21 protein-coding genes are annotated in these 20837 nt (G+C 64.8%); 13 read left to right on the forward strand and 8 right to left on the reverse strand.

Features of this window, described 5'->3' with window-relative positions; all coding sequences use genetic code 11:
* Positions 1 to 36 precede the first annotated feature (36 nt).
* Genes J2X44_RS01610 through J2X44_RS01625 form a run of 4 tightly spaced genes read left to right on the forward strand, consistent with a single transcriptional unit; the run spans position 37 to position 4887 of the window.
* Positions 37 to 813: a 2-keto-4-pentenoate hydratase gene (locus tag J2X44_RS01610; protein WP_310087539.1), complete on the forward strand. Its 777-nt coding sequence runs from the start codon at positions 37 to 39 to the stop codon at positions 811 to 813.
* Positions 814 to 833: 20 nt separating this feature from the next.
* Positions 834 to 2150, forward strand: coding sequence for an MFS transporter (locus J2X44_RS01615; protein WP_310087540.1), 1317 nt, complete (start codon positions 834 to 836; stop codon positions 2148 to 2150).
* The gene (gene uxaC / locus J2X44_RS01620) at positions 2147 to 3559 is read left to right on the forward strand and encodes a glucuronate isomerase (protein WP_310087541.1); all 1413 of its coding nucleotides are present in this window, start codon (positions 2147 to 2149) and stop codon (positions 3557 to 3559) included. Before J2X44_RS01615 ends, uxaC begins: the two co-directional genes overlap by 4 nt.
* Positions 3556 to 4887: a mannitol dehydrogenase family protein gene (locus J2X44_RS01625; protein ID WP_310087542.1), complete on the forward strand. Its 1332-nt coding sequence runs from the start codon at positions 3556 to 3558 to the stop codon at positions 4885 to 4887. The genes uxaC and J2X44_RS01625 overlap by 4 nt, the downstream gene beginning before the upstream one ends.
* Here the strand turns inward: J2X44_RS01625 and J2X44_RS01630 are convergent.
* Positions 4870 to 5757 carry a LysR family transcriptional regulator gene (locus J2X44_RS01630; protein ID WP_310087543.1) on the reverse strand — a complete coding sequence of 296 codons (888 nt, stop codon included), beginning with the start codon at positions 5755 to 5757 and terminating at the stop codon, positions 4870 to 4872. The genes J2X44_RS01625 and J2X44_RS01630 overlap by 18 nt on opposite strands.
* Before the next feature lie 145 nt (positions 5758 to 5902).
* Here J2X44_RS01630 and J2X44_RS01635 point away from each other — a divergent pair, with 145 nt between their 5' ends.
* The 9 genes from J2X44_RS01635 to mmsB all read left to right on the forward strand — a co-directional run bounded on the left by J2X44_RS01635 (position 5903) and on the right by mmsB (position 13079).
* Positions 5903 to 7345, forward strand: a complete 1443-nt coding sequence (locus J2X44_RS01635) for an aldehyde dehydrogenase family protein (RefSeq protein ID WP_310087544.1) — start codon at positions 5903 to 5905, stop codon at positions 7343 to 7345.
* 113 nt (positions 7346 to 7458) lie between these two features.
* Complete coding sequence (locus tag J2X44_RS01640; RefSeq protein WP_310087545.1) at positions 7459 to 8013, forward strand: hypothetical protein; 555 nt, start codon at positions 7459 to 7461, stop codon at positions 8011 to 8013.
* A 23-nt stretch (positions 8014 to 8036) separates the two neighbouring features.
* The gene (locus J2X44_RS01645; RefSeq protein ID WP_310087546.1) at positions 8037 to 8339 is read left to right on the forward strand and encodes an I78 family peptidase inhibitor; all 303 of its coding nucleotides are present in this window, start codon (positions 8037 to 8039) and stop codon (positions 8337 to 8339) included.
* On the forward strand, positions 8332 to 8742 hold the full coding sequence (locus J2X44_RS01650; protein ID WP_310087547.1) for a RidA family protein: 411 nt from the start codon (positions 8332 to 8334) through the stop codon (positions 8740 to 8742). Before J2X44_RS01645 ends, J2X44_RS01650 begins: the two co-directional genes overlap by 8 nt.
* A 2-nt stretch (positions 8743 to 8744) precedes the next feature.
* Positions 8745 to 9890: an acyl-CoA dehydrogenase family protein gene (locus J2X44_RS01655; RefSeq protein WP_310088304.1), complete on the forward strand. Its 1146-nt coding sequence runs from the start codon at positions 8745 to 8747 to the stop codon at positions 9888 to 9890.
* Positions 9891 to 10020: 130 nt separating this feature from the next.
* A complete protein-coding gene (locus J2X44_RS01660; RefSeq protein WP_310087548.1) occupies positions 10021 to 11067 on the forward strand; it encodes an enoyl-CoA hydratase/isomerase family protein in 1047 nt (348 codons plus the stop codon).
* Positions 11068 to 11170: 103 nt separating this feature from the next.
* The gene (locus J2X44_RS01665; RefSeq protein ID WP_310087549.1) at positions 11171 to 11953 is read left to right on the forward strand and encodes an enoyl-CoA hydratase-related protein; all 783 of its coding nucleotides are present in this window, start codon (positions 11171 to 11173) and stop codon (positions 11951 to 11953) included.
* On the forward strand, positions 11950 to 12207 hold the full coding sequence (locus J2X44_RS01670) for a hypothetical protein (protein ID WP_310087550.1): 258 nt from the start codon (positions 11950 to 11952) through the stop codon (positions 12205 to 12207). Before J2X44_RS01665 ends, J2X44_RS01670 begins: the two co-directional genes overlap by 4 nt.
* A complete protein-coding gene (mmsB, locus tag J2X44_RS01675) occupies positions 12204 to 13079 on the forward strand; it encodes a 3-hydroxyisobutyrate dehydrogenase (RefSeq protein WP_310087551.1) in 876 nt (291 codons plus the stop codon). The genes J2X44_RS01670 and mmsB overlap by 4 nt, the downstream gene beginning before the upstream one ends.
* A gap of 96 nt (positions 13080 to 13175) precedes the next feature.
* Here the strand turns inward: mmsB and J2X44_RS01680 are convergent, their stop codons facing one another.
* From J2X44_RS01680 to J2X44_RS01710, 7 genes are all read right to left on the reverse strand, one after another.
* On the reverse strand, positions 13176 to 13403 hold the full coding sequence (locus J2X44_RS01680) for a hypothetical protein (RefSeq protein ID WP_310087552.1): 228 nt from the start codon (positions 13401 to 13403) through the stop codon (positions 13176 to 13178).
* A 153-nt stretch (positions 13404 to 13556) separates the two neighbouring features.
* The gene (locus J2X44_RS01685) at positions 13557 to 15590 is read right to left on the reverse strand and encodes a 3-hydroxyacyl-CoA dehydrogenase NAD-binding domain-containing protein (RefSeq protein ID WP_310087553.1); all 2034 of its coding nucleotides are present in this window, start codon (positions 15588 to 15590) and stop codon (positions 13557 to 13559) included.
* A 139-nt stretch (positions 15591 to 15729) separates the two neighbouring features.
* Positions 15730 to 16932: a serine hydrolase domain-containing protein gene (locus J2X44_RS01690; RefSeq protein WP_310087554.1), complete on the reverse strand. Its 1203-nt coding sequence runs from the start codon at positions 16930 to 16932 to the stop codon at positions 15730 to 15732.
* Positions 16933 to 17085: 153 nt separating this feature from the next.
* Entirely contained in the window at positions 17086 to 17889 is an 804-nt protein-coding gene (locus J2X44_RS01695) for an SDR family NAD(P)-dependent oxidoreductase (protein WP_310088305.1), read from the reverse strand.
* Entirely contained in the window at positions 17889 to 18665 is a 777-nt protein-coding gene (locus J2X44_RS01700) for an SDR family oxidoreductase (protein WP_310087555.1), read from the reverse strand. The genes J2X44_RS01695 and J2X44_RS01700 overlap by 1 nt, the downstream gene beginning before the upstream one ends.
* Positions 18662 to 19720: a phosphotransferase family protein gene (locus J2X44_RS01705; RefSeq protein ID WP_310087556.1), complete on the reverse strand. Its 1059-nt coding sequence runs from the start codon at positions 19718 to 19720 to the stop codon at positions 18662 to 18664. The genes J2X44_RS01700 and J2X44_RS01705 overlap by 4 nt, the downstream gene beginning before the upstream one ends.
* Complete coding sequence (locus J2X44_RS01710) at positions 19717 to 20808, reverse strand: Zn-dependent alcohol dehydrogenase (protein ID WP_310087557.1); 1092 nt, start codon at positions 20806 to 20808, stop codon at positions 19717 to 19719. The genes J2X44_RS01705 and J2X44_RS01710 overlap by 4 nt, the downstream gene beginning before the upstream one ends.
* Between the last annotated feature and the right edge of the window lie 29 nt (positions 20809 to 20837).

Genomic DNA, 20837 nt, shown 5'->3' on the forward strand with positions numbered 1-20837 from the left:
TCATAGACGGTTTGGCGGAAGAGGGAAATCACAAAGATGCCGGTAACCCCTGAACAGGAAAATATCGCCCGCGCCTTTTTGGCCGCTCGCGCCGAAAAGACACCGCTTACCTTGTATCCGGGCGTGATGCCGCAGACGATGGCGGATGCCTATGCGATCCAGAGCGCGGCGATTGACTTCGACGGTCGGCGGATTGGCGGATGGAAAGTCGGGCGGATCGCCCCGGACCTCGTCGCACGCTATGGCGGCGATCGTATCGCTGGACCCATTTTTGCCGACGAGATCGCTGCCGACGGCGCGGCGATGCCGGTCTATGCCGGCGGCTTCGCCGCGGCCGAGGCTGAAGTGCTGCTGTGCCTCGGCGAGGTCGGAGAGCGCGAATATGACATCGAATCGGTCCGCGGTTGCATTACCGAGGTTCGCACCGGGATCGAGATCGCCAGTTCGCCCTTTCCCGACATCAACCGCCACGGCCCCGCGGTCACCGCGTCGGACTATGGCAACAACAAGGGGCTGGTGCTCGGACCACCGATTACCGACTGGCGCGACCGCGACCTGATCACCATGCCGGTCGAAATGACGATCGACGGGGTTTCGGTGGGGCAGGCGACGATGGAGCCGATGCTCGACGGGCCGTTCGGATCGGTGCTGTTCCTGATTCGCACCCTGCGCGCGCGCGGTATGGCCATCACCTCCGGCACATGGGTGTCGGCGGGGGCGATCACCGGGGTGCATGAAATTGCGGCCGGCCAGCGCGCCGAAGCGCTGTTCGACGGAAAAATCCGCGTCGGCTGCTCGATTACCGGCTACTAAAACCATAACGGGAGAGAATGATGGCACAGGCAAGCGCGAACGGAGGTGCGGCGTTGCCGGTGCCGCGGGCGGGTCGTTATCGCTGGCTGATCATCGCGCTGCTCTTTGCCGCGACGACGGTCAATTATATCGACCGCACGATGCTCGGCCTGCTCGCGCCCGTGCTCGGCGACGAGCTCGGCTGGAGCGAGAATGATTATGGCAACATCGTCACCGCGTTTCAGGCCGCCTATGCGATGGGCTTTTTGCTCATGGGCTGGCTGATCGACCGCTTCGGTCCCAAGATCGGCTACAGCATCGCGATCACCATCTGGACGATCGGCCATGTCGCGCACGGCTTTGCCGGGTCGGTCGCATCGTTCATGGCGGCGCGCGTGATCCTGGGGGTCGGTGAAGCGGGGCATTTCCCGTCGGTCGTCCGCGCCAGCAGCGAGTGGTTTCCCCAAAAGGAACGCTCCTACGCGATCGGCTGGGTCAACAGCGCGACGACAATCGGCGTCATCCTGACCGCGCCGACGATCTGGCTGTTCATGGTCTGGATGGGATTCGACTGGCGCCAGACCTTTATCTACAGCGGCGCCTTTGGCGTCGTGCTGCTCCTCCTGTGGCTGTGGCTCTACAGCAACCCGCGTGAGAGCGGGAAGGTCAGCGAGGCCGAACTCGCCTGGATCGAGCATGATCCGCCCGAACAGGTCGAGCGGCTCGGCTGGTCAAAAATCGTCACCAAGCGCGAGGCCTGGGCCTTTGCCATCGCCAAATTCCTGACTGACCCGGTGTGGTTCCTGATGCTGTTCTGGCTGCCCAAATATTTCAGCACCACTTACGACGTCGATCTGAAGGTCGTGCTGCTGCCGATGATCATCATGTATCTGCTTTCGGACGTCGGCAGCATCGTCGGCGGATGGACGTCGTCGAAACTGATCCAGAACGGCCACAGCGTCAATTTTGCGCGCAAGGTGACGATGATCGGCGCAGGCCTATGCGTATTGCCGCTGCTGTTCGTGACCGGGCTCGACAATATGTGGCTCGCGGTGGTGCTGATCGGCATTGCGCTCGCCGGGCATCAGGCCTTTTCGTCGACGATCCTGTCGATCCCGCCCGACATGTTCCCCAAACGCGCCGTCGGATCGGTGATCGGGCTGGGCGGCTTCATGGGCGGCGTCGGCGGCATGATCATGGCGAAATCGACCGGGCTGGTGCTCGACGCCACCGGCGGCAATTACACGCTGATCTTTGCCGCGTGCACGACGGTCTATTTTCTCGCGGTGCTTGCCGTGCACCTCCTCAGCCCGAAGCTGGCGCCGGTGCGCGTCGAAAGTGCGACGACGGCCGCATGACCCGTCCGCTGATCCTGCATCCCGACCGTCTGTTTCCGTCCGATGCAGGGCAGCGCGATATTGCGCGGCGCCTCTACGCTGCGGTGGCGGACCTGCCGATCATAAGCCCGCACGGGCATACCGACCCCAGCTGGTTCGCGGGCAATGCCTCCTTCGGCAACGCCGCCGAACTGCTGCTCCACCCCGACCATTATGTGTTCCGGATGCTTTATTCGCAGGGCATTTCTCTCGATGCGCTGGGCATCCGCAACCCTGATGCCGACCCGCGCGAATGCTGGCGGATCTTCGCGCAAAATTACCACCTGTTCCGGGGCACCCCGTCGCGGATGTGGATGGACTGGGTGTTCGCCGCAGCGTTCGGGATCGAGGTGCAATTCGAGGCGGCGACGTCGGACCTTTACTACGACCGGATTACCGAGGCGCTGGCGACCGACGCGTTCCGCCCGCGTGCGCTGTTCGACCGCTTCGGGATCGAAGTTATCGCGACGACCGAAAGCCCGCTCGACACGCTGGACCATCACGCGGTCATCCGTGCTGCCAATCAAAACGGCGAATGGGGCGGCCGCGTCATCACCGCCTATCGTCCCGACCCGGTCGTCGATCCCGAATTCGAAGGATTCCGCGATAATCTGGCGCGCTTCTCGGACCTGTCGGGCGAGGACGCGTATAGCTACGCCGGTTATCTCGCCGCGCACCGGGACCGCCGCGCCTTCTTCGCCAGCATGGGCGCCACCTCGACCGATCATGGCCACCCGACCGCGGCGACCGCCGACCTCTCGAAGACTGAGGCCGAGGCGTTGTTCGCCCGCGTCATGCGCGGCGACGTGAGCGCCGCCGATGCCGAGCTGTTCCGCGCCCATATGCTGACGGTGATGGCGGGGATGAGCCTCGACGACGGCTTGGTGATGCAGATCCATCCCGGCGCCCTTCGCAACCACAACCCGTGGCTGTTCGACCATTATGGCCGCGACAAGGGCGCCGATATTCCGACGGCGACCGACTATGTTCACGCACTGCGCCCGCTGCTCGGCAAATATGGCAATGAGGCCGGGCTGACGATCATCCTCTTCACGCTCGACGAGACCAGCTATGCGCGCGAACTCGCGCCGCTGGCGGGGCATTATCCGGCGCTGAAGCTCGGCCCCGCCTGGTGGTTCCACGACAGCCCTGAGGGGATGCGGCGTTTTCGCGGCCAGACCACGGAGACCGCGGGCTTCTATAATACCGTCGGCTTCAACGACGACACGCGCGCCTTCCTGTCGATCCCGGCGCGGCACGATGTGGCGCGGCGGATCGACTGCGGTTTCTTGGCCCAGCTCGTCGCCGAACATCGCATGGAGGAATGGGAAGCCGCTGAACTGGCGACCGACCTCAGCTATAATCTCGCCAAGGCGGCCTACCGGCTGTGAAGCTAAACCCCGATACGCCGCTTCCCGCATCGATCCAGATACCGGCTTACAACCGCGCCGCTCAAACCGCGGGCATCGTCCATATCGGCATCGGCGCGTTCCACCGCGCGCATCAGGCGGTTTACACCGACGACGCGATGAACGCGGGCGACCGCGGCTGGGGCATCATCGGCGTGTCGCTGCGTTCGGGCGATGTCGCGGCGCAGCTCAATCCGCAGGACGGGCTTTATACGGTCAGCACCCGCAGCGCGGCGGGCAGCAAATTGCGGCTGGTCGGAGCGGTGCAGCGGGTGCTGGTCGCGCCCGAAGACCCGCAGGCGGTGATCGCTGCCATCGCGGCGCCGACAACGCATATCGTCAGCTTTACGGTGACCGAGAAAGGCTATTTGCGTCGGCCCGACGGGTCGCTGAACCTTGCTGCCGCCAGTGGCGGGACCAGCCTGTACCGCTTCGTCGCGGCGGGACTTGCGGCGCGCCAGGCGGCGGGCCTGCCTGGCCTCACCCTGCTCAGCTGCGACAATCTGGCGAACAATGGCGCGGTGCTGCGCGGCCTGATGCGCGAATATCTCGCCGCCGCGCACCCCGACCTGACAGACTGGTTCGACCGTGAATGTCGGTTTCCGGCGACGATGATCGATCGCATCGTTCCGGCGACGACCGATGTCGACCGTGCGGCGGTGTCAGATTTGCTCGGAGCGCGCGATGATGGCGCGGTGGTCACCGAAGACTTCAGCCAATGGGTGATCGAGGATGATTTCGCCGGCCCGCGCCCGCGCTGGGAAACGGTGGGGGGCGAACTGGTCGCCGACGTCGCGCCTTACGAAACGGCGAAGCTGCGGATGCTCAACGGCGCCCATTCGGCGCTCGCCTATATCGGCCTGGGGCGCGGGCATGAGTTCGTTCATCAGGCGATTGCCGATCCCGCGATCCGCCCGGTGATCGAGCGGTTGATGCGCGATGAAGCCGCGCCGACGATCGCTGCGGCGCCGGGGCAGGATTTGGCCGCCTATGCGGGCGCGCTCCTCGCGCGCTTCGGCAATCCGGCGCTCCACCACCGGCTCCTCCAGATCGCGATGGACGGCAGCCAGAAGATTCCGCAGCGCTGGCTCGAAACGCTGGCCTGGCATCAGGCGCGCGGTCAGCGCTGCGCTTCGCTCGAAATGGCAGTGGCGGCGTGGGTCGCCTTCCTGCGCAGCGATCACCCGATCGACGACCCGATCGCGGACCAGTTGCGCGACGCTGCGGCGGGTGCCGACGCGCTGGATCGGTTGTTCGGACCGCGGGGGCTGCTGCCGTCCGACTGGACGCCTTTAGGACGGCAACAATAACCCCCGGCTCTCGCGCACCTCGGTGTCGAGCCAGTCGATGAACGCGCGGATGCGCGGTTGGGGCGCGACGTCGCGGTGGAGCGCGAGCCAGAAGCTGCGGGCGATGACCTGTTCGGGCCGCACCCGCACCAGCGCCGGATCGCCCGCCGCCAGGAAACAGGGGAGGATGCCGACGCCCGCGCCGCCGGCGATCATCCGCCGCTGCGCCAGGATCGACGATGACCGAACGCCTGCGCGCAGGCCGGGTTCGATCTCGCCCAGATAATCGAGTTCGGGGGCGTAGAGGATGTCGGGCACATATCCGATCACCGGAATGCCTGCGCGCGACAGCGGCATGGCGGTGGCGGCGGCCTGCCAGTCGGGGCGGTCGGCGGGGGCGTAGAGGCCGAGGCTATAGTCCGACAGCTTGCGGGTGATCAGCGGCCCTTTGCGGGGCCGCGCCAGCAAAACTGCCATATCGGCCTCGCGCCGCGAGGGGTTGAGGAACCCCGATGAGGCGACGAGGTCGATCTCGAGCTGGGGATGGGCAGCGGTGAAGGCCGCAAGCCGCGGCGCGATGAAACTGTTGCCGAACCCTTCGGACACGCTGATCCGCAATTGCCCCGACAGCGCCGATCCGCCGCTTTCGGCGGCATGGATGCGCGCCGCCGCCGTCGCCATCGCCTCGGCATGCGGGACCAGCGCGCGGCCCGCCGCGGTCAGCACGAACCCGCCGGGTGCGCGTTCGAACAGGGTCTGCTGCAAGGCGCTTTCCAGATTGCCGATCCGCCGACTGACTGTCGTGGCGTCGACTTTCAACACCCGCGCGGCGCGGGCAAGCGTACCCTGACGTGCGACGATAAGGAAGATTTGCAGGTTATCCCAGTCCATGACCTGCAAATATGCAGTTATAGACTGCATGTCCATTGGTTGCGCGCTGGGCCTTCGAGAGACTATGCTGCGCCCAGCGCACCCTCGATACTTGACGCTGTCGAGTCTCGATGACGAAGTGCGCGCGGTTTTTGGAGTGGATCATATGGCTCAGGCAAACACCCTCGAACGTCCGCAGGACGACAGCGTCGCCGCAAGCGAAGCCGCCGAAGTCGCGGCGCTGGTCGCCCGCTCGCGCGCGGCACAGGCGCAGATCGAAAACTACAGCCAGGAACAGGTCGATGCGCTGATCCGTGCGATGGTGTGGGCGGTGGCCAAGCCGGGGGTTGCCGAAATGATCGCGCAGCACACCGTCGATGAAACCCAGCTGGGCAATTACGACGGCAAATATCTCAAGATTTTCCGCAAGACGCGCGCCACCCTGATGGACATTATCGACGACAAGTCGGTCGGAATCATCGAGGAAGATGCCGCGCGCAATATCGTCAAGATCGCCAAGCCGGTCGGCGTCATCGGCGCGCTGTCGCCATCGACCAATCCCGAGGCGACCCCAGTGATCAAGGCGATTTCGGCGGTCAAGGGCCGAAATTCGATCATCGTTGCGCCGCACCCGCGCGCCAAGCTGACCAACAAGCTGATCTGCGACCTGATGCGCGAGGCGATCGTCAAGATGGGTGCGCCCGCCGATCTGGTGCTCAGCATCGACACGCCGTCGGTCAACAAGACCAACGAACTGATGATCCAGTGCGACCGCGTCCTTGCTACCGGCGGCGGCGCGATGGTCACCGCCGCTTATTCCAGCGGCACCCCGGCGCTCGGTGTCGGCGTCGGCAATGCGGTGATCACCGTCGACGAAACCGCCGACCTGGACGATGCGGCCGAAAAAATCCGGATGTCGAAGACGCTCGACCTCGCCGCGTCCTGCTCGTCGGACAACAGCGTGATCCTGGTCGATGCGATTTACGACGACATGCTTGCCAAGCTCGAAGCAAAGGGCGGTTTCGTCCTCGACGCGGAGGCGGCCGCCAAGTTTCAGAAAGTGCTGTGGACCGACGGCCATATCAACGCCAAGGTCGTGGCCCAGCCGCCGCAGTTCATCGCCGATTTCGCGGGCTTCGACATCCCCGAAGGCACACAATTTTTCATTATTCCCGAAACCGGCCACGGTCCCGACCATCCGTTTTCGGGCGAGAAGATGACCGTCGCGATGGCGCTCTATCGCGCCCGTGACATCGATCATGCGATCGAGCTGACCAACGATATCCAGTCCTATCAGGGACAGGGCCACAGCTGCGGCATCTATTCGCAGTCGGACGCCAATATCATGAAGCTGGCCAATGCGACGCGGACGAGCCGCGTGATGGTCAACCAGCCGCAATCGGCGTCGAACAGCGGCAATTTGTGGAACGGCATGCGCCAGACCTTTTCCCTGGGCTGCGGCAGCTGGGGCGGCAACGGCACCAACAACAACATCACCTGGCGCGATCTGATCAACGAAACCTGGGTGTCGAAACCGCTGGCGACGCCGAAGGTGCTGCCGAGCGACGAGGTGCTGTTCGGCGACGTCATTGCAAAGCTGGGCGCCTGACTCTGGGCTGGGACGGGCGGCGCCGGCGGCGGTCCGATGAAACCGGCGGTGCACCGCGCGCATTTCCCTTGGTAAGGCGCGGCACCGGGCCGCGTCGCCCAGGGAGAGGTATGATGACGCGATGGCTTTTGCTGCCCGGCCTGCTGATGCTGGCCGCGTGTAGCGGCGGCGAAGATAAGGCGGCGCCCGCGCCGCAGGACGACGCCGCGCCCGCTGCGACCGCCGCCGCGGACGATCCAAAAGGCCAAAGCGATCCCGACGCGCTGGCGCGCTGGGAGGAGGGTCGCGGCTATGAACCGGATCCGTCCGAATCGCCGCTGACGGGCACCGAACCCGGTATCGGGACCGGCGACAAGGCGATCCCCGCGGCGATTCGCGGTCGCTGGGCGCTCGACGCCAGCGATTGCGCCAAGCGTCCGGGGACCGACCTGACCGCGCTGGTGATCGACGCGGCAAACCTGCGCTTTCACGAATCGCACGGCGAACTGGCGCGGGTGCGCGAACGCGACGCCAGCCGCATCGTTGCCGATTACAAATTCAGCGGCGAAGGCATTGAGTGGGATCGGCTGATGGTGCTCGACGCGCAGAATGATGGCAAGACCCTGATCCGCCGCGACCATGGCGAGGGTGCCGCCGCCACTCCGATGCGCTATACCCGCTGCGCCTGATGGTTTTGAAAGGGAGACTCACATTGGACGTTCGCATCTTGGCGCTTGTCGCCGCCCTGCCACTCGCGGCGTGCGCCGCCAGCGAGGCTCCCGCCGAAACCGCGTCGCCGCCGCCCGCCGAAGCGGTATGCAGCGCCGATGCCGTGCAATCGCTGGTCGGCCAGACCGCGACCGCCGATGTCGGCGCCCAGCTCATCAAGGGCAGCGGCGCCCGCACCCTGCGCTGGGTGCCGCCGCGCACCGCGGTGACGATGGATTTCCGTCCCGACCGGCTGACCGTGTCCTATGACGACGCGCTCAAGATCGAGCGGATCAGCTGTGGCTGACGCGGGCATCGGCGGGGCCAGCCGCCGCAAGCACAGCTCGGCATCACCGTTCGAGGCGATCTACGGCTACAGCCGCGCGGTTCGCGTTGGCGACCGCATTGACGTCGCGGGCTGTGCGCCGATCGAACCCGACGGATCATCGACCCCCGGCGACGCGGGTGCGCAGGCCGCGCGCTGCATCGCGATCATCGGCGAGGCGCTGACCGCGCTCGGTGGCAGCTTTGCCGACGTCGTGCGTACACGCATGTACATCACCGACGCCGCCGACGCCGACCTGGTCGGGCGTGCGCATGGCGCAGTGTTCGGGGACATTCGTCCGGCCTCGACGATGCTCGTCATCCCGGCGCTGATCCGTCCCGAATGGAAAGTCGAAATCGAAGCCGAAGCCATTATCGAGAAATGACCATGACCGACCAGTTCCAGCTTACCGAAGACCAACTCGCGATCCAGGATATGGCGCGCAAATTCACCGCCGATCGCATCACGCCGTTCGCTGCGGAATGGGACGAGAAACATCATTATCCCGTCGAGGTGTGGAAGGCAGCGGGCGAACTCGGCTTTGGCGCGATTTACGTCGCCGAGGGATCGGGCGGCATCGGGCTGGGCCGACTGGAAGCCGCGCTGATCATGGAGGCGATGGCCTATGGTTGTCCCGCGACCAGCGCCTATATCTCGATCCACAATATGGCGACCTGGATGATCGACCGCTTCGGCGGCGCCGAGGTGAAGGCGCGCTTCCTGCCCGAACTCGTCAGCATGGAAAAGATCGCGAGCTATTGCCTGACCGAACCCGGTTCGGGGTCCGACGCCGCCGCGCTCAAGGCGACGGCCAAAAAGGACGGCGACCATTATGTGCTGAACGGCACCAAGCAGTTCATCTCCGGCGCGGGCGTCAACGACATCTATGTCTGCATGGTTCGCACCAGCGAAGAAAAGTCCAAAGGCATCAGCTGCCTCGTCATCGAAAAAGGCACGCCGGGCCTGAGTTTTGGCGCGCCCGAGAAGAAACTCGGCTGGAACGCCTCGCCGACCGCACAAGTGATCTTCGAGGATTGCCGCGTCCCGGTCGAAAATCTGGTCGGTGCCGAGGGCGACGGTTTCCGCTTTGCGATGGCGGGGCTCGACGGCGGGCGGCTGAACATCGGCGCCTGTTCGCTCGGCGGGGCGCAGCGCTGCCTCGACGAAGCGATCGCCTACACCAAGGACCGCCAGCAGTTCGGGCAGCCGATCGCCGATTTCCAGAACACCCAGTTCATGCTCGCCGACATGGCGACCGACCTCGAGGCGTCGCGCGCGCTGCTTTACATGGCGGCGGCCAAGGTCACCGCGAACGCCCCCGACAAGTCGCGCTTCTCGGCGATGGCAAAGCGGCTGGCGACCGACAATGGCAGCAAGATCGTCAACGACGCGCTGCAATTGTTCGGCGGTTACGGCTATTTGCAGGATTATCCGATCGAGCGTTTCTGGCGCGACCTGCGCGTCCATTCGATCCTTGAGGGCACCAATCAGGTGATGCGGATGATCGTTGGAAGGGATTTGTTGAGGCAATGACGATGACGATGCTTCGAGATGCCGCTTCGACAAGCTCAGTGGCTCCTCAGCACAAACGGGTTTCTTGTTCCGCCGTTCGTCCTGAGGAGGGGCTGAGCCTGGCGAAGACTCGTCTCGAAGGACCTGCCATATGACCGAAGACATCCTCATCTCGACCGACGGCCGCACCGGCCGCCTGTCGCTGAACCGTCCCAAGGCGATCCACGCGCTAAACCTTGCGATGTGCGAAGCGATGATCGATGCGCTGCTCAAATGGCGCGATGACGACGCGGTCGAGGCGGTGATCATCGACCATAGCGAGGGCCGCGGCTTCTGCGCTGGCGGCGACATTCGCATGCTGGCGGAAAGCGGCGCCAAGGACGCGGTCGCGGCGCGGGCGTTTTTCCACACCGAATATCGCCTCAACCACCTGCTCTTCACCTATCCCAAGCCGGTCACCGCCTTCATGGACGGGATCACGATGGGCGGCGGGGTCGGTATTTCGCAGCCGGCGAAATATCGCGTCGCGACCGAGCATACGCGCTTTGCGATGCCTGAAACGGGGATCGGCCTGTTCCCCGATGTCGGCGGCGGCTGGTATCTGCCGCGGCTCGAAGGCCGCGTCGGGGTGTTTCTCGCGCTGACCGGCGCGCGGCTCGACGGAGCCGAATGTTTGGCGCTCGGCCTCGCGACGCATTATCTGCCGCCCGAAAAGCTCGACGAGGCGAAGGCGCGCATCGCCGCGCATCCCGACCGCATCGGCGGCATCCTGGGCGATCTGGCGGTCACCGCACCACCGGCCGACATCACCCAGCATATCGACAAGATCAACCGGCTGTTCGCCAGCGACACCTATGAAGACATCCTCGCCGCGCTCGAAGCCGACGGCGGCGACTGGGCGGAAAAGGAACTCGCGGCGCTGCACAGCAAATCGCCGCAGACGTGCAAGGTCGCGCTGCGCCAGTTGAAGGAAGGCGGCGAGATGCACGACTTTGCGGCGCAGATGACGCAGGAACATGCGATCGGCAGCCGCGTCGTCGCGATGCATGATTTCCTGGAGGGCGTTCGCGCGCTGATCGTCGACAAGGACAATAGTCCGCAATGGAATCCCGCGACCCCGGAGGCGGTCACCGACGACTGGATCGACGCGATTTTCGCGCCTTTGCCTGAAGCTGAGAAATGGACGCCGCTGCCTTAATCGTCGCCCCCGCGAAGGGCGTCCAGAGGCACGTGACTCTGGACGCGGCCGCCCGACTTTAACGCCAACGGCCCCCGCCTTTGCGGGGGCGACGGAGAACAGTATGACCTACGAAACCCTCCTCGTCGAACAGCGCGGCGCCGTCACCCTGGTGACGCTCAACCGCCCGCAGGCGCTCAATGCGCTGAACAGCCAAGTGCTCGACGACCTGATCGCCGCCTTCGCCGCATTCGAAGCCGACCCCGGCCAACGCTGCGCGGTGCTGACCGGATCGGGCGACAAGGCCTTCGCCGCGGGTGCCGACATCAAGGAAATGGCGGACAAGCCCGCCGCCGATTTCTACCTCGAAGATTTCTTCTCGAAATGGACGAGCGATTTCGTCAAAAAGATCCGTAAGCCGTGGATCGCCGCGGTGAACGGCTTTTCGCTCGGCGGCGGCTGCGAACTGGCAATGATGGCCGACTTCATCATCGCGTCGGAGAAAGCGAAATTCGGCCAGCCCGAAATCAAGCTCGGCGTAGCGCCGGGCATGGGCGGGTCGCAGCGGCTGACCCGCGCGGTCGGCAAGGCCAAGGCGATGGAAATGTGCCTGACCGGCCGGATGATGGACGCCGCCGAAGCCGAGCGATCGGGCATGGTCGCGCGCGTCGTGCCGCATGAGGCGCTCGTTGATGAAGCGGTGAAGACCGCGACCGTGATCGCGGCGATGCCGCCAATGGCCGCGATGATCAACAAGGACATGGTCAACGCCGCGTTCGAAACCACCCTTGATCAGGGGCTGATCTACGAACGCCGCCTGTTCCAGATCCTCGCGGCGACCGAGGACAAAGCCGAAGGCATGGCCGCCTTCATCGAGAAGCGCGAAGGCGTGTGGAAGGGGCGATGATTGTCGGGATCGGCTATCTGGCGATGGGCTTGCTGCTCGTCTGGGTTGGATGGAATCACTGGCGATACCGGCAAGAAGAGACGATCAGCATTCTCGAGGCGGCCATCGTCAAAGCAACTGGCGAGGAACCGCTGCCCACGACAAGGCTCGATTGGTTCCTAAAATATCTTCAGGCGATTCTCGGTTTCATACTTGGCCCCGTCTTTGCCTTTCTCGGCATCATTGTCATTCTCGGTGAATTGGAAATGTTATGAAAATAGCCTTTATCGGACTCGGCAATATGGGCGGCGGTATGGCCGCGAACCTGGCGAAGGCAGGGCATGAGGTGCGCGCTTTCGACCTCAGTGACGAGGCGCTCGCGCGCGCCGTCGAGGCGGGCTGCACCCGTGCCGCGTCGGCGGCCGAAGCCGTGACTGGCGCCGAAGCCATCGTCACCATGCTCCCCGCGGGCAAGCATGTCGCGGGCGTTTACGAAGCCGATGTCTTCCCGAACGCCGCACCGGGAACGCTGCTGCTCGATTGCTCGACGATCGACGTTGCGACGGCGCGCTCGAACATCGCGGCCGCGACCGCCAACGGCCTCGTTGCGGTCGATGCCCCGGTGTCGGGCGGCATCGCGGCGGCCAATGCCGGGACGCTGACCTTCATGGTCGGCGGCACCGACGACGGCTTTGCGCGCGCCGAGCCGATCCTCGCCCTGATGGGCAAGGCGGTGATCCACGCGGGTGATGCCGGCGCGGGCCAGGGGGCAAAAATCTGCAACAACATGCTGCTCGGCGCCTCGATGGTCGCGACGTGCGAAACGCTGGCGCTGGCGCTCAAGCTCGGGCTCGACCCGCAAAAATTCTTTGACATCGCCAGCGTGTCGTCGGGGCAGAACTGGTCGCTGACCAGCTACGCGCCGCTGCCGGGCGTCGGGCCGACGACGCCTGCGGACAACGACTACAAGGGCGGGTTTGCCGCGGCGCTGATGCTCAAGGATCTCCGCCTCGCGATGGAAGCGGCGGCGAGCGTCGATGCCGACGTTCCGATGGGGGCAAAGGCGCGCGAATTATACGAGGCGTTTGTTGCCGCCGATCAGGATGGCCGCGACTTTTCGGCGATTATCCAGACGTTGCAGAAATAACCGTCGCCCCCGCGAAGGCGGGGGCCGCAGTCGGCTTGTTACGACGGCGCAGCAATACGCCTCCAGCGGCCTCCGCCTCCGCGCGGGCGACGTTGGTCAATAAAAATCCGCCGTCTCGCCGCCATCCTTACGCTCGCCCCGATGCACCTGCGTCGATGCGCGGCGATCGCCGGTGCGGACCTCGATCCGCCCGTCGATACGCCGTACTTCGGCAGGCGCCAATATCCGCGCCCGGGCGACGGCAACCGCGCTCGTCGTCGGCGGAGCTGACGGAGCGGCAACCGGAACGCTGCCGGTGAGCAGCAACAGGGCGAGAAAAGACATGGCGATCATGCTCTGCCGTAACGGCAGGTGTGACCAGCGCTTTAACCCTGAATCGCAACTATTTGTGTCTACCCGCGGCGGCGGCAGGCGAAAGCAAAGGCCGCCTGCCCCGCGGTGGGACAGACGGCCTGCGGATTATAATCGAATGCGGGATCAGAAGCCGCTTTTCGCCTCGGCCTTTTCCTTGAGCAGCGGCGCAATCTCGAACCCGTGCTTTTCCAGCGCGGCGACAATCTTGTCGGTGCCTTCGAGGCCCGCCCAGAACATCGGGCCGCCGCGATAGACCGGCCAGCCATAGCCATAGATCCACACGACATCGATGTCGCTCGCACGCTGCGCCTTGCCTTCGGACAGGATCAGTGCGCCTTCGTTGACCATCGGATAGAGGGTGCGTTCGATGATCTCCTGATCGGTGATCTCGCGCTTTGTCGTCCCGGTCTTGCCGCGAAACTCCTCGATCAACTCGGCGACGCGGGCGCTTTCCGACGGTTGGCGCTTTTCGTCATAATCGTAAAAGCCCGCCTGCTTCTTCTGCCCCCAGCGGCCTTCGGCGCACAGCGCGTCGCGGATGCTTTCGATGCGGTTGGGATCGCGGTGCCAGCCGATATCGACACCGGCGAGGTCGCTCATCTGGAACGGGCCCATCGGCATGCCGAACTCGACATGGACCTTGTCGACCTGCGCCGGGGTGGCGCCTTCCATCAACAGGTTCATCGCCTCGATCTGGCGCGGTTTCAGCATACGGTTGCCGATAAAGCCGTCGCACACGCCCGCAACCACCGCGACCTTGCCGATCTTCTTGCCGATCGCCATCGCTGTCGCCAGCGCGTCGGGCGCGGTCTTTTCGCCGCGCACGACCTCAAGCAGTTTCATGACGTTGGCGGGCGAGAAGAAATGCATGCCGAGCACGTCGCCGGGGCGGCTTGTCGCGGTCGCGATTTCGTCGACATCGAGGTAGCTGGTGTTCGACGCCAGGATCGCTCCGGGCTTGGCGATCTTGTCGAGCTTGCCGAATATGTCCTTTTTGACGTCCATATTCTCATAAACGGCTTCGATGATGAGGTCGCAGTCGGCCAGATCGTCGAGGCTGAGGGTCGGGGTCAGGATGCCCATCATCTGATCGACCTGTTCGGGCTTGAAGCGGCCCTTGGCCGCCGACGCGTCATAATTCTTGCGAATGACGCCAACGCCGCGATCGAGCGCGTCCTGCTGCATCTCGACGATCGTGACGGGGATGCCTTTCTGCAGGAAGTTCATCGAAATCCCGCCGCCCATCGTGCCGGCGCCGATGACACCGACCTTCTTGATGTCGCGCAGCTGGGTGTCCTTGGGCAGGCCGTCGATCTTCGCGGCCTGACGCTCGGCGAAGAAGATATGGCGCTGCGCCGCCGATTGGCTGCCGAACATCAGCTTCATGAACTGTTCGCGCTCGAAAGCCAGGCCCTCTTCGAACGGCAGCCGCGTCGCGGCTTCGACGCAGGCGAGATTGGCGTAAGGCGCCTCGAACCCGCGCCAGCGCTTGGCATTCGCGGCCTTCAGCTGTTCGATCACCGCGACGTCGCCGAACACCGGGCGCTCGCGCGTCGGGCGCGGGCCGTCGGCGATCTTGGCACGGGCAAAGGCGATCGCATCGGCGGCCAAGCTGTCTTCGCCCGCCAGTTCATCGACCAGTCCAAGCTCCTTGGCTTTCGCGGCGGGCAGCGGATCGCCGGTCGAGGTCATCGTCGCCGCGGCTTCGACGCCGACGACGCGCGGCAGGCGCTGGGTGCCGCCGGCGCCCGGGAGCAGGCCGAGCTTCACTTCGGGCACGCCCAGCTTCGCCGAGGGGACGGCGATGCGATAATGGCAGACGAGCGCAGTTTCCAGACCGCCGCCGAGCGCGGTGCCGTGGATCGCCGCGACGACGGGCTTCGATGCCGCTTCGATGCTGTTCAGCACCGCATTGAAATCGGGGCCGCGCGGCGGCTTGCCGAATTCGCTGATATCGGCGCCCGCGATAAAGGTCGCCCCGGCGCAGCGCAGCACGATCGCCTTGACGCTGTCGTCGGACAGCGCGGCGGCGAAATGATCTTCGAGCCCCTGACGGACGTGCCAGCTGAGGGCGTTGACGGGCGGATTGTTGACGATGATGACGGCGACGTCGCCATCCTTTTCCATCGTGACGGAAACGGGGGTGTCTTCGGACATTTCAGGCTCCTTCAATCCCAAACCCGTTCGTGTCGAGCGAAGTCGAGACACCGTGAAGGCATACGCCAACGATGGGCATCTCGACTTCGCTCGATGCGAACGGAAATATGGGTTTCATTTCAAACAAGGGGTTTTCAAATCAGTCATCAATCGCGGCGTGGACAAGCGTCTTGACCTCGCGCCGCACGGGGTAGGTGGAGGAGGGCATGAGCTGGGTCATGAACACCATGCAGATCTGCTCGACCGGATCGACAAAGAAGCCGGTCGAAAACATGCCGCCCCAATAATAATCGCCGACCGACCCGGGGGTCATCGTCTGCGCCGGGCTTTCGTTCACCGCAAAGCCCAGGCCAAAGCCGACCCCGGCATTTTCGGCCTCGGAAAAGATGCCAACGCTGTGCTGAACCAGGTCGCCGCCGCCGACCAGGTGGTTCGCAGTCATCAGCGCCAGCGTCTTGCGGCTGATAATGCGGACGCCATCGATCTGGCCGCCGCCGAGCAGCATCAGGCAGAAGCGGTGATAGTCGGCGAGCGTCGATACCAGCCCGCCGCCGCCCGAGTGAAAGCTGCGGTCCTTGGCCCAGCGGCTCTTGTCGCCGCTGTCGAACGGCTTCATTTTCGCCTGCGGGTCGAACATATAGCAGTCGGTCAGGCGGTGCTGCTGGTCGGCAGGCACCTTGAACCCGGTATCAACCATGCCCAGCGGGCCAAAAATGCGCTCCTGCAAAACCTGCGCAAAGGGCTTGCCCTCGATCCGCTCGATCACCGCGCCGAGCACGTCGGTCGCCATCGAATAATTCCAGTGCGCGCCGGGGTCGAACTGCAGCGGGATCTTGGCCAGCCCTTCGATGAAGCTGTCCATCGTGTAATCGGCGTCGAAATCGTCGATCCGCGCTTTGCGATACGCGGCGTCGACCGGGGTGCGCTCCTGAAACCCGTAGGTCAGCCCCGCGGTATGGCGCAGCAGGTCGACCATGCGGATCGGCTGCGTCGGCGGGCGGGTCAGGAACGGCACATTGCCGCCGCCCGCGACGAACACCCCGGTGTCCCCGAACTCGGGGCAGAATTTGACCAGCGGATCGGACAGCGCGACCTTGCCTTCCTCGACCAGCATCATGAACGCGACGCTGGTGATCGGCTTGGTCATACTGGCGATGCGAAAGATCGCATCGTCCTTCAGCGGCGCGCCCGGCCGCGCCTCGCCGATGCACGAGCGATGCGCAATCTCGCCGCGCCGCGACACTAACGTCGCGGCGTGCGGCAGGCGGCCGGGGCCGACATATTTCGCCTCGAGAAAGGCGGGAATGCGGTCCAGCCGCGCCGTGTCGAAACCGTGAGTCATGGCATCCCTTTTGACTGTGAGGGCTTCGCGCCTTCCTCTCGTTCCCGTTCGTGTCGAGCGAAGTCGAGACACCCCGAAGGCGCGCACGACCGATGGGCATCTCGACTTCGCTCGATGCGAACGGAAGAAGGGAGGCAGATCAAAACCATTGTCTCAATGCGAAGTCTGGCCAAGCAGCTGGCGCGTCACCGGATGCGAACTGGTGAGCCCGCCGTCAACCGCGATCGCCTGTCCGTTGACATAGCTCGCCTGATCGCTGGCCAGGAACAGCGCGACATTGGCGAGCTCTTCGGGCTGCGCGGCGCGCTTCAATGGGTTGAGCTGCCCCAGCTTGTGCGTGACCTCCTTGGCCTTGGCGTAGTCAAAGGTCGGCTTGGTCATGCCGGTTTCGGTGAGGCCGGGACAGATTGCGTTGACGCGCACACCGCTGGTGGTCAGCTGCTGCGCCGCGGTTTTGGCGAGGTTGATGACCCCCGCCTTCGACGCCGAATAGGCGCCCGGACCCGCGCCCGAATTCAATCCCGCGACGCTCGCGGTCAGCACGATCGCGCCGCCGCGGCCCTGATCGACCATCGCTTTCCCGGCATGTTTCACCATCAGCGCCGGGCCGATCAGGTTGACGCGCAGCGTCTCGGCCCAGGCGGCGGGATCGAAATCGAAAATGCCGCCCATGTCGCCGATAATCCCGGCGTTGGCGAAGGCGACGTCGAGCGCGCCATAGGTGTCGGTCGCGGTAGCAACCAGCTTGGCGACATCAGCCTCGACCCCGGCGTCGATTTCCAGCGCCACGGCCTCGCCGCCGGCATCCTTCACCAGTTGCGCCGTCTCGTGCACCGCCACCGTCTTGTCGCCGAGCACCAGCTTCGCGCCCTCGGCGGCAAAGCGCAGCGCGCTCGCACGGCCGATGCCCGAACCGGCGCCCGTGATAATCGCAATCTTGCCGTCCAACGCGCCCATCATGCGCCTCCCGAAATCGTGGCCCCGCCATCGCACACGATGGTCTGGCCGGTGGTGAATGCCCCCGCCTTGCTGGCAAGGAAAACCGCGGCGCCCGCAATCTCGTGCGGCTCGCCAATGCGCTTCAAGGTCGAGGCGGCGGTCGAGCGCCGCAAATTCTCTTCATTTTCCCACAAGGCGCGCGCCATGTCGGTGCGGATCAGGCCCGGCGCGATGCAATTGACGCGCACGCCCTTTGGCCCGAATTCGACCGAGAAATTGCGCGCGACCTGCATGTCGGCGGCTTTCGAGATGCCATAGGCGCCGATGATCGGCGAACCCTTCAGCCCGCCGATCGAGCTGATGATGGTGATCGACCCTTCGCCGCGTTCGAGCATTTCGGGCGCCACCATCGAAATCAGCCAGTGGTTCGACAGGATATTATTGTCCATGATCTTGCGGAACTGGTCGTCGCTGATGCCAAGGCCGGGGCCATAATAGGGGTTCGACGCAGCGTTGCAGACCAGCGCAGTGATCTTGCCGAAGGCGGCGCGCGTTTCGTTGACGAGGTTCTGGAGGTCGTCCTTTGACGAAATGTTCGCGGCGACCGCGATCGCGGTGCCGTCGCCGAACTTCGCGTTGATCTCGGCGGCAGTGGCATCGCAGGCGTCCTGTTTGCGGCTCGAAATCACGACCTTGGCGCCCTGTTCAGCCATTGCCTCCGCCGTCGCCTTGCCAATCCCGCGCGACGATCCGGTGATCAGCGCGACCTGGCCGCTCATGTCGAACAGGCTCATGCCCCGGCCTTTCTGGCAAAGTCCCACGCCCGTTCGGCCAGCGGACGGACGCGCTCGGACATGTCCTTCGCGTGCTGCGACGAGGCGGTGCCTTCGATCACGCGCTTCTTGATCCCCTGGATGATCCCGGCGAGGCGGAAGAAATTATAGGCGAAATACCAGTTCATGTCAGGCACCCCGGTGCGGTCGGTCGCGGCGCAATAGCGGTTGACCATCTCGTCCAATTCGGGAATGCCGAGCGCCTTGCGGTCGAGGTCCATGACGCCCGAGCGCCCGCCATTTTCGGTCACCCACGCCATCGCAACATAGGTGAAATCGGCGAGCGGATCGCCCAAGGTCGATAGCTCCCAGTCGAGCACGGCGAGCACTTCGGGCCCAAAGATCATATTGTCGATGCGGTAATCGCCATGGACAACGCTGGTCCGCGTCTGTTCGGGCAGGCTCGCGGGCAGGAACGCGATCAGCTGTTCCATCTCGTCCATCGTCTCGGTCTCGGCGAGGCGGTATTGCTTGGTCCAGCGGTCAACCTGACGCCCGAAATAATTGCCCGGCTTGCCATAATCGGACAGCCCCGCCGCCTCGACATCGACCCTGTGCAGCGCGGCGAGCGTGTCGATCATCGCCTCGTAAGTGGCGCGGCGGTTTTCAGGCGTCGACCCCGGCATCGCGCCGTCCCAGATCGTGTGGCCGTCGACCATCGCCATGACATAGAACCAGCTGCCGGTGACGCTGTCGTCGGTGCACAGCCCATATTGACGCGCAACCGGGAAGCCCATTTTGTGCAGCCCCGACTGGACCTTATATTCGCGGTCAACCGCGTGCGCCGACGGGAGCAACGGGCCATAGGGTTTACGGCGCAGGACATAATTGCCCGACGGCGCCGAAATCTTGTAGGTCGGGTTCGATTGCCCGCCGGCAAATTTATGCTGGGTCAGCGGGCCTTCAAAGCCTTCGACATGCGCCTCCATCCACGCGGTCAGCTTGGCCTCGTCAAGCACATCGGCGCCCTCGGGCGCGACGGTGCCGCTGAAGGCCTTTTGCGCGTCGAGCGTCATTGATCGAAAACGATCACCGACCGCGCGGCGTCGCCCTTCTTCATCTTGTCGAAGCCGTCGTTGATCCGCTCCAGCGGGATCGTTTCGGCGACGATTGAGTCGAGGTCGAGCAGGCCGCGGAGGTAAAAGTCGACGAGCCGCGGAATATCGACCGGGAAGCGGTTGCCGCCCATGATCGCGCCCTGCAATTTCTTGCCGCTGAGCAGATCCATTGCCGACAGGCCGACCTTTTCGGTCAGCGGCATCATGCCCAGGATCGTCGCGGTGCCGCCGCGGCGCAGCGACGCGACCGCGAGGCTCGCCGACGCCGGCCGCCCGACGGCTTCGATCGCATGATCGACGCCGCCCTTGCTGATCTCGAGGATCTGCTTGGCGGCATCACCGTCCATCGCATCGACGACATCGGTCGCGCCCAGCTTCATCGCCAGCGCGCGTTTTTCGGGAACCGGATCTGCGGCGATGATCCGCCCCGCCCCCGCAATCTTCGCGGCGTTGATCGTTGCCAGCCCGACCCCGCCGCAGCCGACGACCGCGACCGTCTCGCCCGGCGTCACCTTGCACGCGTTGAAGATGGTGCCGGCCCCGGTGGTCACCGCGCAGCCGATCACGGCGGCGCGGTCGAGCGGCATGTCGGGGTCGATTGCGACGCAGGCATGTTCATGGACCAGCATCGTTTCGGCAAAGGCCGACAGGTTGAGCATCTGGTTGACCGGGCTGCCGTCGGGGCGCGTGATGCGCGGCGCCGATCCGGCGGCGCGCCGCGTGTCGCCGCCCATGCACAGCGACATGCGCCCGCTAACGCAAAACTCGCAATGGCCGCAGAACGCCGACAGGCAAGTGACGACCGCGTCGCCGACCTTGACCGTCCGCACTTCGCTGCCCACCGCCTCGACGATGCCGGCGGCTTCATGGCCGGGAATCGCGGGCAGGGGGTGCGGATAGGCGCCGTCGATGAAATGGAGGTCCGAATGGCAGAGGCCGCAGGCGGCGGTGCGGATGCGCACCTCGTGCGGGCCAGGGTCGGCGATCTGGACGGTTTCGATCGACAGCGGCTGGCCCGGTTCGATCAGAATCGCGGCTTTGGTCATAGTAACTCCAAACCTGAACCGTAGCCCTG

Origin of the sequence: Sphingopyxis sp. BE259 (genome assembly GCF_031457495.1) — a bacterium.
Classification (GTDB): domain Bacteria; phylum Pseudomonadota; class Alphaproteobacteria; order Sphingomonadales; family Sphingomonadaceae; genus Sphingopyxis.

What these genes read in the sequence shown, in the direction of transcription:
- J2X44_RS01705 (WP_310087556.1), bottom strand. Translation starts at nt 19,720, where the DNA reads ATGACGCTCGACGCGCAAAAGGCCTTCAGCGGCACCGTCGCGCCCGAG.
- J2X44_RS01660 (WP_310087548.1), top strand. Translation starts at nt 10,021, where the DNA reads ATGACCGAAGACATCCTCATCTCGACCGACGGCCGCACCGGCCGCCTG.
- J2X44_RS01700 (WP_310087555.1), bottom strand. Translation starts at nt 18,665, where the DNA reads ATGAGCCTGTTCGACATGAGCGGCCAGGTCGCGCTGATCACCGGATCG.
- J2X44_RS01690 (WP_310087554.1), bottom strand. Translation starts at nt 16,932, where the DNA reads ATGACTCACGGTTTCGACACGGCGCGGCTGGACCGCATTCCCGCCTTT.
- J2X44_RS01610 (WP_310087539.1), top strand. Translation starts at nt 37, where the DNA reads ATGCCGGTAACCCCTGAACAGGAAAATATCGCCCGCGCCTTTTTGGCC.
- J2X44_RS01665 (WP_310087549.1), top strand. Translation starts at nt 11,171, where the DNA reads ATGACCTACGAAACCCTCCTCGTCGAACAGCGCGGCGCCGTCACCCTG.
- J2X44_RS01655 (WP_310088304.1), top strand. Translation starts at nt 8,745, where the DNA reads ATGACCGACCAGTTCCAGCTTACCGAAGACCAACTCGCGATCCAGGAT.
- J2X44_RS01710 (WP_310087557.1), bottom strand. Translation starts at nt 20,808, where the DNA reads ATGACCAAAGCCGCGATTCTGATCGAACCGGGCCAGCCGCTGTCGATC.
- J2X44_RS01640 (WP_310087545.1), top strand. Translation starts at nt 7,459, where the DNA reads ATGACGCGATGGCTTTTGCTGCCCGGCCTGCTGATGCTGGCCGCGTGT.
- mmsB (WP_310087551.1), top strand. Translation starts at nt 12,204, where the DNA reads ATGAAAATAGCCTTTATCGGACTCGGCAATATGGGCGGCGGTATGGCC.
- J2X44_RS01670 (WP_310087550.1), top strand. Translation starts at nt 11,950, where the DNA reads ATGATTGTCGGGATCGGCTATCTGGCGATGGGCTTGCTGCTCGTCTGG.
- J2X44_RS01635 (WP_310087544.1), top strand. Translation starts at nt 5,903, where the DNA reads ATGGCTCAGGCAAACACCCTCGAACGTCCGCAGGACGACAGCGTCGCC.
- uxaC (WP_310087541.1), top strand. Translation starts at nt 2,147, where the DNA reads ATGACCCGTCCGCTGATCCTGCATCCCGACCGTCTGTTTCCGTCCGAT.
- J2X44_RS01630 (WP_310087543.1), bottom strand. Translation starts at nt 5,757, where the DNA reads ATGGACTGGGATAACCTGCAAATCTTCCTTATCGTCGCACGTCAGGGT.
- J2X44_RS01695 (WP_310088305.1), bottom strand. Translation starts at nt 17,889, where the DNA reads ATGGGCGCGTTGGACGGCAAGATTGCGATTATCACGGGCGCCGGTTCG.
- J2X44_RS01680 (WP_310087552.1), bottom strand. Translation starts at nt 13,403, where the DNA reads ATGTCTTTTCTCGCCCTGTTGCTGCTCACCGGCAGCGTTCCGGTTGCC.
- J2X44_RS01685 (WP_310087553.1), bottom strand. Translation starts at nt 15,590, where the DNA reads ATGTCCGAAGACACCCCCGTTTCCGTCACGATGGAAAAGGATGGCGAC.
- J2X44_RS01615 (WP_310087540.1), top strand. Translation starts at nt 834, where the DNA reads ATGGCACAGGCAAGCGCGAACGGAGGTGCGGCGTTGCCGGTGCCGCGG.